Raw genomic sequence first — 15,619 nt, forward strand, 5'->3', positions numbered from 1 at the left:
TTAATTCTTTTTCATCTCTTTGAAAGGAACCACAATGGCCCAGATTACCGCCGCTATGGTCAAGCAGCTCCGCGAGATGACCGACTCCCCGATGATGGAGTGCAAGAAGGCTCTCGTCGAGGCTGACGGCGACATGGACGCCGCTGTCGACGTTCTGCGTAAGAACGGCCTTGCCAAGGCTGCCAAGAAGGCTGGCCGTGAGACCAACGAGGGCGCTGTCGCCGCGTTCGTCTCCGAGGATGGCAAGACCGGCGCTCTGCTCGAGCTCTCCTGCGAGACCGACTTCGTTGGCTCCAACGCCAAGTTCACCGGCTTTGCTTCCAAGGTCGCCGAGGTTGTCGCTACCACCGAGCCTGCTGACGTCGACGCTCTGCTCGAGAAGCCGATGGGCGAGGAGACCGTTTCCTCCGAGCTCACCGAGATGATTCACATCATGGGCGAGAACATGAAGATCTCCCGTTTCGCCGCCCGCAAGGCCGAGAACGGCGCGCTCGCTTCTTACATCCACATGGGTGGTAAGATCGGTGTTCTCGTCGAGTTCGCTTTCGAGAAGGCCGAGACCGCTCAGGCTGAGTCCTTCAAGACCTTCGCTCACGACGTTGCCCTTCAGGTTGCCGCCGTCGCCCCGATCTGCGCCACCCGCGATCAGGTTCCGGCCGAGACCGTCGAGCACGAGAAGCAGATCTACATGGCTCAGGCTGCCGAGTCCGGCAAGCCCGAGGCTATCCAGGAGAAGATGGCTGTCGGCCGTCTGGAGAAGTTCTACAAGCAGTCCGTGCTCACCGAGCAGGAGTTCATCAAGGACAGCTCCCTCACCATCAAGAAGTACGCTGAGCAGGTCTCCAAGGAGCTCGGCGACACCATTACCGTCGTTGCCTTTGACCGTCTGGTCCGTGGCGAGTAAATAAGCTCTTGTATCTGGTAATGAGCAGGCTGTGGGTTTTACTCACAGCCTGCTTTTTCATGGCTCCCCGTTAAGCCTTTGTTATCATATTAAAAGTCAAATTTAAGGAGGATCGCTTTGTCCGACATCCGATATAAACGCGTGCTTCTGAAGCTTTCCGGCGAAGCACTGATGGGCGACGGCCAATATGGCATCGACCCCAAGGTTACCGACCATCTTGCCAAGCAGGTCAAGGAGCTGCTCGCCGTTGGTCATGAGGTCGGCGTCGTTGTCGGTGGTGGCAATATTTTCCGCGGCATGGCCGGCGCTGCCGGTGGCATGGAGCGTGCTCAGGCCGACTACATGGGCATGCTGGCAACCGTTATGAACGCGCTTGCCCTGCAGGATGCCTTCGAGCATAACGATGTTCCCTGCCGCGTGATGAGCGCTATCCAGATGAACGAGATCTGCGAGCCCTATATTCGCCGTCGCGCCATCAATCACCTTTCCAAGGGCAACGTCGTTATTTTTGCCGCCGGTTCGGGCAATCCGTACTTTACGACCGACACCGCTGCGGCTCTTCGTGCGTGCGAGATCGGCGCCGAGATTCTGATTAAAGCCACCAAGGTTGACGGCATCTACGACAAGGATCCCGTCAAGTGTGCTGACGCCGTCCGGTTTGACAAGATCACCTACCATGAGGTGCTCGTCCGCGGTCTGCAGGTTATGGATTCCACGGCTACGGCACTGTGCCAGGATAACCGTATGCCGATTTTGGTCCTCAACATCGATGGCGAGGACACCGTCAAGCGCGCGCTTTCGGGTGAGCCCGTCGGCACGCTCGTCTATCAGGAGGATTAAGCATGGCAGAGAACATCACCGCCCACATGGACAAGTCGCTCGAGTCCCTCAAGCATAACTTCTCCAAGGTCCGTACCGGCCGCGCCAACGCTAACATTCTGTCCGACATCACCGTCGATTATTACGGTGTTCCCACGCCGGTCACGCAGGTTGCCGCCGTAAAGACCCCCGAGGCCCACATGCTGCTCATCGAGCCGTGGGACAAGGCGCTCATCAACGCTATCGTCAAGGCCATCGGCGCTTCCGATCTGGGTATTACCCCCAACTCCGATGGCACCGTCGTTCGTCTGCCGTTCCCGGCTCCCACCGAAGAGCGCCGTCGCGAGCTCGTCAAGGAGTGTCGCGAGTACGCTGAGCAGGCCAAGGTGTCTATCCGTAACATCCGTCGCGACTTCAACAACAAGCTCGAGCGCGATGAGGAGCTCACCGAGGACGATGTCCGTCGCGAGCAGGCTAAGGTCCAGAAGCACACCGATGAGTATGTCGCCAAGGTCGAGGAGCTTCTGAAGGAAAAAGAAGCCGAGGTCATGGAGATCTAAGGTGCAATACGACGAGCATAAACTGGTCGAGTACTTTGCCGACGCCCCTGCGGGCGTCGGTTTTTCCGACCTTGACCTCAATAACATTCCGCACCATATCTCGTGCATCATGGACGGCAACGGTCGTTGGGCCACGTCGCGCGGTCTTGCACGCACTGAGGGCCACAAGGCGGGTATCGTCTCCCTTCGCGAGATCATTACTGCCTGTGTGCGTCTGGGCGTCGACGTGCTTTCTGCCTATGCGTTTTCTACCGAAAACTGGAACCGTCCGCAGCATGAGGTCAACGTCTTGATGCATCTGTTTGCCAAGACGTTTATCGACGAGCTGCCGCTTCTGAAGCGCGAAAACGTGCGCGTCGTCTTTTTGGGTGACATTTCCGCGCTGCCCAAGAAGACCCGCGACGTTTTTGAACGCGGTCTTGCCGAGTGCGCCGATCACACCGGTATGACGCTGGCGCTTGCCGTCAACTACGGCGCGCGTGCCGAGATTACCCGCGCTGTTCGTCAGATTGCGCTCGACGCTGCCGCCGGTAAGATCGATCCTGCCGCAATTGATGATGACATGGTTGCTTCCCACCTCTATACCGCCGGTCTTCCCGATCCTGAGCTTGTGATTCGCACCTCTGGTGAGCTGCGCCTTTCGAACTATCTGCTGTGGCAGGTGGCTTATTCCGAGTTCTACATCACCGATACCTATTGGCCCGACTTTGATCGCTGGGGCCTCGTCGACGCCATTTTGGCCTATCAGGGCCGTGACCGTAGGTTTGGTGGACTGAGCAAGACCGAGGAGGCTTAATCGTGTCCGATCGTCCCAAGGGATCTGCTCCCAAGACGCCTGCGCGCAAAGCTGGCACTGCGGGAGCGCCTGCAGCGAAGAGTGGCACCGGTTCGTGGCTGGCGGGCTTTATTACCCGTGCCGCCGCCGGTATCGTCTACGCCGTCGTCTTTATCCTGTGCCTGGTTTTGGGTATCGTGCCCACGGCCATCTTTGTTTCCGTCATGAGCGGTCTATGCTGCTATGAATTTTTCCGTATGACAAGGCTCGATGGCAAGATGGCGAACGAGCGTATGGGTATCGCTGCCGCCGTGCTCTTTCCGCTGTCGGCGTTGGGCGATTCGATGTTGTTGAATGCCCTGCTTTTTGCCCTGATGCTCGCGGTGGGCATTTGGTATGTCTGGTCGCCGCGTACCCGCATCTCTGATGTGGCCGTGACGCTCATGGGTCCCATCTACACTGGCTTTATGCTGTCGGCTATCGTGCTGCTGCGCGATTCCGTGCCCGGTTTTGCCGGCGCTCTGCTTTCGGTGGGCGTTTGCGCGTCCCTTTGGGTCTCCGATTCGTTTGCCTACATCGTGGGCAGCCGTATCGGCAAGCACAAGATGGTTCCCAAGATCTCTCCAAAAAAGAGCTGGGAGGGGTTTGTTGGTGGCATCCTGGGCTCGGTTTTGATTTGGCTCATCCTGTGGGCGACGCACTTCTACAAGCTCAGCCTGCCCTATGCGCTGCTGTGCGGCGTGGTCGTGTCCGTCCTGGGCGTTATCGGCGACCTCATCGAGTCACGCATCAAGCGTGGCGTGGGCGTCAAGGATTCCGGCAATCTTATCCCGGGCCATGGCGGCATGCTCGATCGTAGCGATTCGCTTATCTTCGGCTGCATTACCGCGCAGCTGCTTTTGATGATCGGAGGCGTGCTGTAATGTCATTCCAGACGACGTATGGCCCCGATGGACGCCTCCGTGTTGCCATCCTGGGTTGTACGGGCTCTATCGGCACCCAGGCGCTCGATGTGTGCCGCCAGCATGCCGATCGCCTACAGGTGACGGCGCTGTCCGTTAATTCCAGCACCTCGGAGCTCGTTGCCGCTGCCCGCGAGTTCTCGGTTTCGGCGGTTGCCGTGGCCGATGTCGCTCATGGCGATGACGCCGTGCTGCAGGAGTTGCCCGAGGGAACGAAGCTCGGCGTTGGCGCGCAGGCGGTTTGCGAGCTCGCACGTCGCGATGATGTCGACTGCGTGCTTGTCGCTATTGTGGGTGCCGCCGGTCTCGAGGCGAGCCATGCGGCCTTGACCTCGAATAAGCGTCTTGCCCTTGCCAACAAGGAGTCCCTCGTCGTCGGTGGCGACTTGCTTGTGCCGTTGGCGCAACCGGGCCAGCTTATTCCAGTCGACTCTGAGCACTCTGCCATCTTCCAGTGCTATCTGGGGGAGAACCCGCGCGAGGCTCATTGTATTTGGCTCACCTGCTCGGGCGGTCCGTTCTTTGGCCGTACGCGCGACGAGCTCGATCGCGTGACGCGTGCCGATGCCCTCGCACATCCCACGTGGGCCATGGGTGCCAAGATCACCATCGACTCCGCCACCCTCATGAACAAGGGCCTGGAGCGCATTGAGGCCATGCATCTGTTTAACTGCGACCTCGATTTCATTAACGTGGTCGTGCAGCGTCAGTCCAAGATTCACTCTATGGTCGAGTTCGCCGACGGCTCCGTGATGGCGCATCTCGGTGCTTCCGACATGCGTATTCCCATCCAGTTCGCGTTCTCGTATCCCGAGCGTTGGGATACCCCGGCGCCTCGTATCGATTTTCGCGAGTTGGGGCAGCTCACGTTTGATGCTGCCGACATGGATACCTTCCGCTGTCTGGCGCTGGCCGAGCGTGCCGGCAAGACGGGTGGCACCATGCCGTGCGTGCTCAATGCCGCCAACGAGGTCGCCGTCGATGCCTTCCTGCACGATGGCTGCAGCTTTACCGATATCGATCGCATTGTGGAATCCTGCATGGATGCTCACGATATGCAGGCGGTCGATTCGTTTGAGCAACTTCGCGACATCGATGCGTGGGCGCGTGAAAAGGCTGTGCAGGTGCTCGTCGCAACCCGTTCCTAACCCATAAGGATTGCTATTTCGTTTTATGGATACTGTTCTGAGCGTTCTCTCATCGGTCTTTTGGGGCCTGCTGATGCTTTCCGTCCTCGTGTTTTTGCACGAGGGCGGCCACTTTTTGGCGGCGCGTGCCTGCGGCGTCCGTGTGACCGAGTTCTTTTTGGGCCTGCCGTGCCGCTTTGACATCCATTACACGTCGCGTCGCATTGGAACCAAGTTTGGCGTGACCCCGCTGCTGCTGGGTGGCTACGCTGCCATCTGCGGTATGGACCCGACCGACGTCTCGTGCGCCGATCGCGTGCTCGCGGCTATCTATCGTCATGGTCGCGTGACCGTGGCCGATCTTGCTGTCGAGCTCGAGCTTTCCGAGGAGGATGTGCTCGAGGCATGCGCCCTATTGCTGGGCTGGGGCTCCATCGCACCCTGGTATGAGGAAGGGGAGAAGCCCTCGCCGAGCTACTATCCCACCAAGTATCAGACGCTGCCGCGAGACACGGCAGGCTATACCACCTTTGACGGTCGCCGTTTCGATCGCGAACATTCAACTGCCGAGGGCGATGTGTGGGAGCTGCCGTGCGGCGAGGCCGAGTTCCTTGCGCAAGAACGTTCGCACACCTATCTTGGCCAAGGCTTTCTCAAGCGTGCCTTTATGCTGCTCGCGGGCATTATTGTCAATATCTTGACGGGCTTTTTGCTCCTTATGAGTATCTATTCCATTGCGGGTGTCACCGTGCCGATCGATACCAACGTGATCGGTCAGGTTGACGAGGGGTCTATTGCCGCCAGGGCGGGTATCGAGTCCGGTGATGCGATCCTTTCGGTTGACGGTGTCTCATGTTCCACTTGGATGGACGTCTACGATGCCATCGGTAAGGCCGCCGGTAAGGACGATATTGCTATTGAGTATGAGCGCGATGGCAAGCAGTGCTCGACCTCGGTCGCACTCAAAGAGGATGAACGTCTGGGCGTTTATGCCTCTACGCAGGTGGTCCGCTTGGACCCCATCACCTCGGCGCGCCTTTCCTTCTCGTATGTTGCGCAGACAGCGGAGGGCGTGATGCGCCTGCTCCAGCCGCAGCATACGATGGAGATCCTCGATCAGTCCTCTTCGATCGTGGGTATTAGCGTCATGTCCTCGCAGGCAGCTGCTGCCGGTCCCATTACGTTCTTGTCGTTTGCCGCGCTCATTTCGTTCTCACTGGGCTTTATGAACTTGCTGCCCATCCCGCCGCTCGACGGCGGCAAGCTGCTAATTGAGATCATTCAAAAGATTGCTGGCCGCGAGCTGCCGCTCAAGGTCCAGACGATCGTGAGCTATGTGGGCGTCGCGCTCTTCGCATTGCTGTTTGTCTATATGCTTCGTTCCGACATCCTTCGATTTATTCTGTAGGGGAGTGCTTGGATTGTCTCTATCCCATTCTTTGCCGCGCGAGCTGACGCGCCCCGTGCATGTGGGCGGGGTGCAGATCGGCGGCGGCGCGCCGGTCGTGGTCCAGTCTATGACCTGCACCGATACCGCCGATGCTCAGGCAACGCTTGGGCAGGTCCGCGCTTTGGCACAGGCGGGCTGCGATATCGTGCGCGTGAGTGTACCCACCGAAGCCGCGCTCGAGGGCTTCCGTGCCATCTGTGCCGGGTCTCCGGTGCCAATCGTTGCCGATATTCACTTTAACCATAAGCTCGCCATCGGCGCCATCGAGGCTGGTGCCGCCAAGCTGCGCATCAATCCCGGTAATATCGGCGATTGGGCTAAGGTCGATGCCGTCATCGACGCCGCCGGCGCTGCGGGCTGTGCGATTCGCATCGGTGTCAACGCCGGCTCGCTCGAGCAGGATATCGCCGAGCGCGGCGAGCTTACGCAGCCCGAGAAGCTCGTGATGTCGAGTGAGCGCTTTGTGCGGCACTTTGAGGACCGCGGCTTTACCAACATCGTGCTTTCCGCCAAGGCCCATAGTGTACAGACGACGCTTGATACCTATCGTGCCCTGTCGCGCGAGATACCGCATGTTCCGCTCCACCTGGGCGTGACGGAGGCGGGGACCAAGCTGCAGGGCACCATCAAGAGCTCGGTGGGACTGGGCATCCTGCTCTCCGAGGGCATTGGCGACACCATGCGCGTCTCGCTTACGGCCGATCCGGTTGAGGAGCCGCCGGTCGCTTGGGGTATTCTGCAGTCGCTGGGCCTGCGTCGTCGTGGCCCCGAGATTGTCTCGTGCCCCACATGTGCGCGCTGCCAGGTCAATCTCATCGCAATCGCCGAGGAGGTTACCGAGCGGCTTAAGAACTACTCCGCGCCGCTTTCGATCGCTGTGATGGGCTGTGCGGTCAATGGCCCCGGCGAGGCTTCTGATGCCGACTTGGGGGTTGCCTGTGGACGAGGCCAGGGCCTGCTCTTTTCGCACGGCCAGATCATTGGTAAAGTAGCTGAGGACCAAATTGTCGACGCGCTGATGGCCGAGGTCGACAAACTTATTGAGGAGAAGTAAATGACTCGAGCAATGTATATGTCTAAGCTGTATGCTCCGACGCTCAAAGAGGATCCGGCCGACGCCGAGCTTGCGAGCCATCGCCTGCTGCTCCGTGCTGGCATGATTCGCAAGGAGGCCGCCGGTCTCTATTCCTATCTGCCGCTCGCATGGCGTTCGATCCGCAAGATCGAGAACATCGTGCGCGACGAGATGGATGCTGCCGGCGCCCAGGAGCTCATGATGCCCATTATGGTCGATGCCGAGCTGTGGCGTGAGTCCGGCCGTATCGATGCCTATGGCAAGGAGCTCGTGCGTTTTGATGACCGCCACGGCCGCGAGTTTGTGCTGGGTCCCACGCACGAGGAGACCGTGACCGCCTTGGTACGCAATGAACTGCGTTCCTACAAGCAGCTGCCGGTAAATCTCTATCACATCCAGGACAAGTTCCGCGACGAGTTCCGTCCCCGTTTTGGCCTGATGCGCGGCCGCGAGTTCATCATGAAGGACGCCTACAGCTTCTCCGCTACGCAGGAGAGCCTGCAGGAGGAGTACGACAAGATGAAGCAGGCGTACGCCAATATCTGCGAGCGCTGCTACATCAAGGCTCTGCCCGTTGTCGCCGATTCCGGTGAGATCGGTGGCGACACCTCCGTCGAGTACATGGCTCTTGCTGACGCCGGCGAGGCTTCGCTGGTCTACTGCGACGATTGTGGCTTTGCTGCCGACGACGAGGCGGCAAGCACCAAGGTCGTCGTGACCGAGGGCCCCGGCGACGGTACGCTCACCAAGGTCGAGACCCCGGGCATGGGCACCATCGAGGCCGTTGCAAAGTTCTTCGGCTTCCCCGAGAACGGCACGCGCAAGTCGCTGGCACTCATCGACGCTGAGGGCAAGCCTGTCGTGGCCATTGTCCCGGGCGATCATGAGCTCAACGACTGCAAGGCCGAGCACGTCTTTGGCAAGGGCTATTGCATGATGACCGACGAGGAACTTCAGACCTACGGACTGCATAAGGGCTTTATCGGACCGGTTAACCTGCCCGAGGGCATCCGTCTGGTGTGCGACGAGAGCCTGCGTGAGTCTAAGCAGTGGGCCTGCGGCGCCAACGAGGTTGACTATCACTTTACCGGCGCTTGCCCCGAGCGTGACTTTACCGTTGACGAGTGGGCCGACCTGGTTACCGTCGTTGCCGGCGATCCCTGCCCGCACTGCGGCAAGCCGCTCTCTGCTGCTCGCGGTATCGAGGTCTCCCAGGTGTTCCAGCTGGGCACCAAGTATTCCGAGGCCATGGGTGCCACCTTTATGGATGAGGACGGCAAGGAGAAGCCGCTCATCATGGGCTGCTACGGCGTTGGTGTGTCCCGCTCGCTCGCTGCCGTCGTGGAGCAGCATAACGACGAGCACGGTATTGTCTGGCCGGTCTCCGTTGCCCCGTACGAGGTCGCGGTGATTCCGCTCGATCCCAAGAAGGAGGAGTGCGCTACAGTTTGTGAGCAGATCGTCGACGGTCTGTGCGCCGAGGGTATCGAGGTCGTCGTCGACGACCGCGATGAGCGTCCCGGCTTTAAGTTTGCCGATAACGACCTCATGGGCTTCCCGTATCAGGTGGTTTTGGGCAAGCGCGGTCTTAAGAATGGCACCGTTGAGCTCAAGGACCGTGCCACGGGCGATCGCGAGGACGTGGCGATTGACGAGATCGTCGCCAAGGTTGCCGAGCTTGTTAAGGCTGCCCGCCGCTAATCGGCGATTTCGCTTGTAGTTCGATATACGGGACGGCCCCGCATTTCTCCAGATCGGGGAGATGTGGGGCCGTCCTTTTATCTTGTGGCATCCTCGATATCTAAAAGGAAAACCCCACGGCCCATGCGTGCTGCGGGGTTTCCCTTTTGTGCCTCCGATGCGAAATAAATCGCTCAGATATTACTGATAATCGACGACGTCGATCCAGTTCTTAAGGAACTCATCGTTCACGTTGCGCTTACGAGCGAGCTCGGAAGCGGCGACGATGCTCGTCCACTGACGCACGACCTGCATAGGCATGTCGGCGCGGTCGCAGTAGAGCTCCAGGTAGGCCTCGGCCTGGTCCTTGCTGCTGAGGGCAAAGAGCAGGTAGGTGGTGGCAACGTCGGCAGCAGGGGAGCCCTGGGTGGCATGTGCCCAGTCGCAGACGTACAGCTGACCGTCGTCGCCAACGATGACGTTGGAGGGGTTGAAGTCGCCGTGGCAGACCTTGAACTCCTTGGTCATGCCGTCCAGACGCTCCTGAAGGTTGTAGCGCGTGGTGGCATTGAGCTGATCAAGGCTGTCGATCATGCGGGCGAACTTGTCGCGCTGACGGTTGAGCAGCGGGGAGGTGTAGCCGTGGATCTCGATCTGGAGGTCGACGAACATCTCGAGGTACTCACCAAAGCGTTGGGGCTCGGCAGTCATCTTGTCGGCGAGGGTGGTGCCAGCAACCTTCTCGGTCACAAGCGCCCAGCCGTTGGCGTTCTCGAGCTGAGAAACCTCGAGCGCCTTGGGGCTGCGGATGCCGCACTCATTGATGCGGGCAAGATTCAAAGCCTCGTTGAACACGTCGGAGACGGGCTTGGTCTCGTTAAAGACCTTGACAATCTTGTCGCCCAGGTCGTAAACGACCTTGTTGCCACGACGGACGAGCTCGGTCTTGGAATCGGGAAGCAGCATGATTGCATCCTTTCAACGATGCGATAGAAGCAACGGCGGGGGCGTGCGTACACCCGTGCACCCCCGCCGCAAATAACCGTGCTAAAGACTAGCAGACGGCGTAGTCCTGGGGCTCGCGGCCATAGTAGGCGTCCAGGTAGAGCTCCTTGATCTCGCTCATGAGCGGGTAGCGCGGGTTAGCGCCGGTGCACTGGTCGTTGAATGCCTGCTCGGTCATCTCGTCGAGGGTGTCGAGGAAGTACTGCTCGTCAACACCGTAGTCGGCGATGGTCTTCTTGACGCCGATGAAGTCCTTGAGCTCCTCGAGCTTCGTGATGAAGTTTTCGAAGACCTCCTTGTCGTCCTTGCCCTCGATGCCGCAGTACTTGGCCATCTCGGCGTAGTTGTGCAGCGCGTTGGGGTAAGGATACTGGGAGAACGTGCCCATCTTGACGGGAGCCTCAGCGGCGTTGTAGCGCATGACGCGCGTCAGGATGATGGCGTTGGCGATGCCGTGGGGCAGGTGATGGAAGGCGCCGAGCTTGTGGGCCATGGAGTGGTTGAGGCCCAGGAAGGCGTTGGCGAAGGCCATACCGGCCATGCATGAGGCGTTGTGCATCTCCTCGCGGGCGTGCGGGTCCTTGGCGCCGTTCTCGAAGCTGGAGGGCAGGTTTTCGAAAACGAGCTTGGCAGCGCGCTCGGAGAGGCCCTTGGTGTAGTCGGAAGCCATGATGGAGACATAGGACTCGATGGCGTGGGTCATGACGTCGATGCCGGAGGCAGCGGTCAGGCCGCGCGGGGCGGTCATGCAGTTGTCGGCGTCGACGATAGCCATGTTGGGGAGCAGCGCGTAGTCGGCAAGCGGCCACTTGATGCCGGTCTCCTTGTCGGTGATGATGGCGAACGGCGTGCACTCGGAGCCGGTACCCGAAGAGGTCGGGACGGCGACGAAGTAGGCCTTCTTGCCCATCTCGGGGAAGGTGAAGATACGCTTGCGGATGTCCATGAAGTCCATGGCCATGTCCTCAAACTTGCACTCGGGGTGCTCGTACATCATCCACATGATCTTGCCGGCGTCCATAGCGGAGCCGCCGCCGACGGCGATGATGACGTCCGGCTCAAAGAGAGCCATCTGCTTGGCGCCGCGACGTGCGCACTGCAGCGACGGATCGGGCTCGACGTCGTAGAAGCAGTCGTGGGCGATGCCCATCTCGTCGAGCTTGGCCTCGATGGCGCGGGTGTTGCCATTCTTGAAGAGGAACTGGTCGGTGACGATGAAGGCGCGCTTCTTGCCCATGACGGTGCCGAGCTCGTCGAGAGCGACGGGCGTGGAACCCTTCTTGAAGTAGACCTTCTCGGGAGCGCGGAACCACAGCATGTTCTCACGGCGCTCGGCCACAGTCTTAACGTTGATCAAGTGCTTCACCCCAACGTTCTCGGAGACGGAGTTGCCGCCCCAGGAGCCGCAGCCCAGGGTCAGAGACGGCTTCATGCCAAAGTTGTACAGGTCACCGATGCCGCCATGCGAAGACGGGGTGTTGATGACGATACGGCAGGCCTTCATGACGTGCTCGAACAGGCTGATCTTCTCGGCCTGGGCGGGGTGCACGTACAGAGAGGCGGTGTGGCCCGGGCCACCGGCGAGCACCAGGTGCTCGGCCTTGTCGACGGCCTCCTGGAAGTCCTTGGCGTGATACATGGCCAGGACCGGGGAGAGCTTCTCGTGGGAGAACTCCTCCTTGGCCGGATCGGTGGAGGTGACCTCGGCGATCAGGATCTTGGTCTTAGCGGGAACCTCGATGCCGGCGAGCTCGGCGATCTTGGCGGCAGCCATGCCGGGGATGCGGTGATCGAGAGCGCCGTTCTTGAACATGGCGCCACGCAGGGCCTCCATCTCGGCACCCTGCTTGACGAAGTAGCAGCCGCGCTTCTGGAACTCGGCCTTAACCTGGTCATAGATGCTGTCGATGACGGTCACGGACTGCTCGGAAGCGCAGATCATGCCGTTGTCGAAGGTCTTGGAGTGGATGATGGAGTTGACGGCGAGCAGCACGTCGGCGGTGTCGTCGATGATGACCGGGGTGTTACCGGCGCCAACGCCCAGGGCGGGCTTGCCCGAGGAGTAGGCAGCCTTGACCATGCCCGGGCCACCGGTGGCGAGGATGATGTCGACGTCGCGCATGACCATGTTGGTTAGCTCGATGGAGGGGACATCGACCCAGCCGATGATGCCCTCGGGGGCGCCGGCCTTGACGGCGGCGTCAAGCACGAGCTTGGCGGCGGCGATGGTGCACTTGGCGGCAGCCGGGTGCGGGGAGATGATGATGGCGTTGCGGGTCTTCAGGCTGATCAGCGTCTTGAAGATCGCGGTGGAGGTGGGGTTGGTCGTCGGGATGACGGCGCCCACGATGCCGATGGGCTCGGCAATCTTGGTGATGCCGTAGGCCTCGTCGCGCTCCAGGACACCACAGGTCTTGGTGTTCTTGTAAGCGTTGTAGATGTACTCTGCGGCGTAGTGGTTCTTGATGACCTTGTCCTCAAGAACGCCGCGGCCGGTCTCCTCGATGGCCATCTTCGCCAACGGGATACGAGCCTTGTTGGCGGCCATGGCGGCCTCGTAGAAGATCTTGTCGACCTGCTCCTGCGTGTACGTAGCAAAAAGCGCCTGGGCCTCTCGCATCTGAGCGAGCTTAGCCTCAAGCGCCTCTACGTTGTCCACAATTGCGGGAGTAGTGTTTTCCGGTGACTTTTTCACCATTTGTGTCTCCTTGCGATCGGAGATTTACCCTACGCCTTGCATGATAGCAATAAATAATTCGGTGAGTGGCAAGATTCCTGTAAAAGGCACACTAAAACGCTTCAACAAACTGAAACGTTTCAACTAAAACAATCTTTCTGCTGCATCGCCCCGCTCATTGGGGACAGGCTTACATGAGTGCTTTCACTCATTTGGGACAGACATCGTTTTGCCATTTTGCCGTTCTGGGCCTGTTATTGCCGCTCATTGGATATAAATAGGTTACAGGCTCAGCATTTCGCGTTGCGTCTCTCCTTTTAGGTGTTGCCTGTACAGTTTTGAAAGGAGAGGCTATGCCCCGATGTGCCCGCGCCGTTTCGCTCACCGGCTATTACCACGTCTTTGACCGCGGCAACTCCAAACAGATTATTTTTGAAGATGATTCCGACCGTTATCGTTTCTTATCGGACATCTCGGACAGGTTTGCGCGTCATAAAGTGGCGGTGTTGGCTTGGTGCCTTATGGACAACCACTTCCATTTGATGGTTGATGACCCATATGACAACCTTTCAAAGGCAATGCAGTGCGCACTGACGGCGTATGCTAAGTATTTCAATGGGAAAACGGGAAGAACGGGCCATCTGTTTGACAATCGCTATTCGCGGGTCGCTGTTGAGACGGACACGCAGGCGGTGCAGCTGCTCGACTATATTCATCTCAATCCCGTGAAAGGTGCGCTCGACTCACTCGAGGCATACCGCTGGTCAAGCTACAAGGCATATCAGCTGGGCTATGATCCCTTTGATATCTGCGATGCGGCCCCCATGCTCGATATTGTCGGAGGCTCCCGTTGCTATTGCGAGCATCTCAAGGAAGTTGCTGGGCGCATCTGGTCAGTGGGGGTTCTTCCACGCCGGCGGATCCCCGATGAGGATGCCCTTGCCGTCGCGCACGAAGTGTTGCCGAGCATAGATCCTGCGCTGCTCAAGGCCCTGCCTCGTCCCGAACGTGATGCGTGTCTGCTGAGGCTCAGGCGGGCGCATCTCACGGTCAAGCAAATTGCCCGTATCACCGGTATCGGCGCTACGAGCGTAACCAAGGCCACCACAGGCTGGAAAGAGGCGGCGTGAGGTATGGATTGGGGCCGATCGAAACGCCGTGAGTTCATCGATGCGCTGCGAGCTTTGGAAAGCGCTCATCTAAGTCTGTCCCCAATGCGTGAAAACACTTATGTAAGTCTGTCCCCAATGAGTGCAAAAGGGCGCCCTCCGTAGGGGAGGACGCCCTTGGTAAGTTCTATGTGAACGCGAGGTCTTTGACCCGGAGAGTCCGAGGTACTTGTTGGTAAGACCTTATTTAGGAGCGCGCAACCTTGCCGGACTTGAGGCAGGTGGAGCAAACGTTCATCTTGCGACGGTGACCATCGACGACGACGTAGACGCGCTGGATGTTGGGGCGGAACTTACGGTTGGTGACGCGGTGAGAGTGGCTGATGGAGCGACCGGCAACGGGGTGCTTACCGCAAACTTCGCAAACTTTGGACATAACTGACCCTCCTTGGGCGACAAACGAACATGTCGCGTTAACAAACAAGCCTGAACTATAGCACAGAAGTCGCTCCCTGTGCGCAATCTACACAGAGATATTCCTCTTTTGGCGATAGTGCGCACGCCACGGCCCTGGACGTAGATCCGATTTGCGTGCAGCAGAGGGGATTATGCCAGCTCGAACCGAGGTTTTCAAGTTCGTCCCACAAATATATATAGGTTTATGGAGCGCCTGCGCCCGTTTATGGATTGCTTTGTATTTATGCTCGCAATTACGCTCGAGGTTGGCTACACTATACCTTGACCATTAAAGGGGTACGAGATACCCACATGGAATTACATAGCTGCCAAAGAGCAGCCCTTCCTGTGGGTGTCTGGTCCGCTTTAAGCGGTCGGGCATCTATTTTTTTTGACTGTGTCAGCAGTCAAGACATGTGAGGAAGGAGATCGATGGGCACGACTTCCCCCAAGGCGGTCATCATGGACGAGACCGCCGTCAATCGAGCTATGACCCGCATCGCGCACGAGATTCTCGAGCGCAACGAGGGCTGTGAAGACCTCGCTCTGGTCGGCATCGTCACGCGCGGCGACCTTCTGGCAAAGAAGCTCGTCGAGGAGATCAAGGAGATCGAGGGCGTCGACGTTCCGCTCGGCAGCCTCGACATCAGCTTCTACCGCGATGACTACGCTACCAATTTCGCTCCCGCGATCCACGCCACCAACATTCCCTTTAGCGTCAACGGCAAACGCGTCGTGCTGGTGGACGACATCCTGTATACGGGCCGTACCATCCGCGCCGCTCTCGACGCCGTCATGGACCTGGGTCGTCCGAGCCGCATCGAGCTGGCGGTCCTCGTCGACCGCGGCCACCGCGAGCTCCCCATCTCGCCGGACTTTGTCGGCAAGAACGTTCCCTCGTCGCATGAGGAGAACGTGCACCTATATATGAAAGAAGTCGACGGCCACACCGCCGTCGAGATCAACGACGTCGCGCCGGGTTCCCGCGTGGGCTCCGCGCCGCTGGGAGGTGAGTAGTAC

General features: G+C 59.2%; 14 protein-coding genes. 11 read left to right on the plus strand and 3 right to left on the minus strand.

Translation table 11 applies throughout. The annotated features are described in order from the left end of the window. Nucleotides 1-34: 34 nt before the first annotated feature. From tsf to DXD49_RS05515, 9 genes are all read left to right on the plus strand, one after another. Entirely contained in the window at nt 35-904 is an 870-nt protein-coding gene (tsf, locus tag DXD49_RS05475) for a translation elongation factor Ts (RefSeq protein ID WP_022094736.1), read from the plus strand. Between the two features lie 117 nt (nt 905-1,021). Next, nucleotides 1,022-1,744 (plus strand): UMP kinase, encoded by a 723-nt coding sequence (gene pyrH, locus DXD49_RS05480; RefSeq protein WP_035138557.1) that lies wholly within the window; start codon nt 1,022-1,024, stop codon nt 1,742-1,744. Between the two features lie 2 nt (nt 1,745-1,746). Next, nucleotides 1,747-2,283, plus strand: a complete 537-nt coding sequence (gene frr / locus DXD49_RS05485; protein ID WP_006236112.1) for a ribosome recycling factor — start codon at nt 1,747-1,749, stop codon at nt 2,281-2,283. Between the two features lies 1 nt (nt 2,284). Beyond that, nucleotides 2,285-3,079, plus strand: a complete 795-nt coding sequence (locus tag DXD49_RS05490) for an isoprenyl transferase (RefSeq protein ID WP_117794431.1) — start codon at nt 2,285-2,287, stop codon at nt 3,077-3,079. 2 nt (nt 3,080-3,081) lie between these two features. Next, entirely contained in the window at nt 3,082-3,981 is a 900-nt protein-coding gene (locus DXD49_RS05495; protein ID WP_233540145.1) for a phosphatidate cytidylyltransferase, read from the plus strand. Further along, nucleotides 3,981-5,168: a 1-deoxy-D-xylulose-5-phosphate reductoisomerase gene (gene dxr, locus DXD49_RS05500; protein ID WP_117794432.1), complete on the plus strand. Its 1,188-nt coding sequence runs from the start codon at nt 3,981-3,983 to the stop codon at nt 5,166-5,168. Before DXD49_RS05495 ends, dxr begins: the two co-directional genes overlap by 1 nt. A 25-nt stretch (nt 5,169-5,193) precedes the next feature. Next, nucleotides 5,194-6,555 (plus strand): RIP metalloprotease, encoded by a 1,362-nt coding sequence (locus DXD49_RS05505; RefSeq protein ID WP_117742731.1) that lies wholly within the window; start codon nt 5,194-5,196, stop codon nt 6,553-6,555. Nucleotides 6,556-6,568: 13 nt separating this feature from the next. Beyond that, a complete protein-coding gene (gene ispG, locus DXD49_RS05510) occupies nt 6,569-7,651 on the plus strand; it encodes a flavodoxin-dependent (E)-4-hydroxy-3-methylbut-2-enyl-diphosphate synthase (RefSeq protein WP_117794433.1) in 1,083 nt (360 codons plus the stop codon). 12 nt (nt 7,652-7,663) lie between these two features. Then, a complete protein-coding gene (locus tag DXD49_RS05515) occupies nt 7,664-9,373 on the plus strand; it encodes a proline--tRNA ligase (RefSeq protein WP_117794471.1) in 1,710 nt (569 codons plus the stop codon). A gap of 180 nt (nt 9,374-9,553) precedes the next feature. Here the strand turns inward: DXD49_RS05515 and DXD49_RS05520 are convergent, their stop codons facing one another. Next, nucleotides 9,554-10,318: an aminoglycoside phosphotransferase family protein gene (locus tag DXD49_RS05520; protein WP_117735165.1), complete on the minus strand. Its 765-nt coding sequence runs from the start codon at nt 10,316-10,318 to the stop codon at nt 9,554-9,556. 88 nt (nt 10,319-10,406) lie between these two features. Beyond that, nucleotides 10,407-13,055, minus strand: coding sequence for a bifunctional acetaldehyde-CoA/alcohol dehydrogenase (adhE, locus tag DXD49_RS05525; RefSeq protein ID WP_117742734.1), 2,649 nt, complete (start codon nt 13,053-13,055; stop codon nt 10,407-10,409). A gap of 332 nt (nt 13,056-13,387) precedes the next feature. Here adhE and DXD49_RS05530 point away from each other — a divergent pair, with 332 nt between their 5' ends. Continuing rightward, nucleotides 13,388-14,164 carry a transposase gene (locus tag DXD49_RS05530; protein ID WP_117742735.1) on the plus strand — a complete coding sequence of 259 codons (777 nt, stop codon included), beginning with the start codon at nt 13,388-13,390 and terminating at the stop codon, nt 14,162-14,164. A gap of 226 nt (nt 14,165-14,390) precedes the next feature. Here DXD49_RS05530 and rpmB read toward each other — a convergent pair whose 3' ends face one another. Next, complete coding sequence (gene rpmB / locus DXD49_RS05535; RefSeq protein ID WP_022094725.1) at nt 14,391-14,579, minus strand: 50S ribosomal protein L28; 189 nt, start codon at nt 14,577-14,579, stop codon at nt 14,391-14,393. A gap of 452 nt (nt 14,580-15,031) precedes the next feature. Here rpmB and pyrR point away from each other — a divergent pair, with 452 nt between their 5' ends. Next, nucleotides 15,032-15,616 (plus strand): bifunctional pyr operon transcriptional regulator/uracil phosphoribosyltransferase PyrR, encoded by a 585-nt coding sequence (gene pyrR / locus DXD49_RS05540; RefSeq protein WP_117735168.1) that lies wholly within the window; start codon nt 15,032-15,034, stop codon nt 15,614-15,616. The last annotated feature ends 3 nt before the right edge of the window (nt 15,617-15,619 follow it).

Origin of the sequence: Collinsella sp. TM05-38, from assembly GCF_003466445.1 — a bacterium.
Lineage (GTDB): Bacteria > Actinomycetota > Coriobacteriia > Coriobacteriales > Coriobacteriaceae > Collinsella.

Coding starts and splice junctions, on each gene's coding strand:
- tsf (WP_022094736.1), top strand. CDS start 35: ATGGCCCAGATTACCGCCGCTATGGTCAAGCAGCTCCGCGAGATGACC.
- frr (WP_006236112.1), top strand. CDS start 1,747: ATGGCAGAGAACATCACCGCCCACATGGACAAGTCGCTCGAGTCCCTC.
- dxr (WP_117794432.1), top strand. CDS start 3,981: ATGTCATTCCAGACGACGTATGGCCCCGATGGACGCCTCCGTGTTGCC.
- DXD49_RS05505 (WP_117742731.1), top strand. CDS start 5,194: ATGGATACTGTTCTGAGCGTTCTCTCATCGGTCTTTTGGGGCCTGCTG.
- DXD49_RS05515 (WP_117794471.1), top strand. CDS start 7,664: ATGTATATGTCTAAGCTGTATGCTCCGACGCTCAAAGAGGATCCGGCC.
- DXD49_RS05520 (WP_117735165.1), bottom strand. CDS start 10,318: ATGCTGCTTCCCGATTCCAAGACCGAGCTCGTCCGTCGTGGCAACAAG.
- adhE (WP_117742734.1), bottom strand. CDS start 13,055: ATGGTGAAAAAGTCACCGGAAAACACTACTCCCGCAATTGTGGACAAC.
- DXD49_RS05530 (WP_117742735.1), top strand. CDS start 13,388: ATGCCCCGATGTGCCCGCGCCGTTTCGCTCACCGGCTATTACCACGTC.
- rpmB (WP_022094725.1), bottom strand. CDS start 14,579: ATGTCCAAAGTTTGCGAAGTTTGCGGTAAGCACCCCGTTGCCGGTCGC.
- pyrR (WP_117735168.1), top strand. CDS start 15,032: ATGGGCACGACTTCCCCCAAGGCGGTCATCATGGACGAGACCGCCGTC.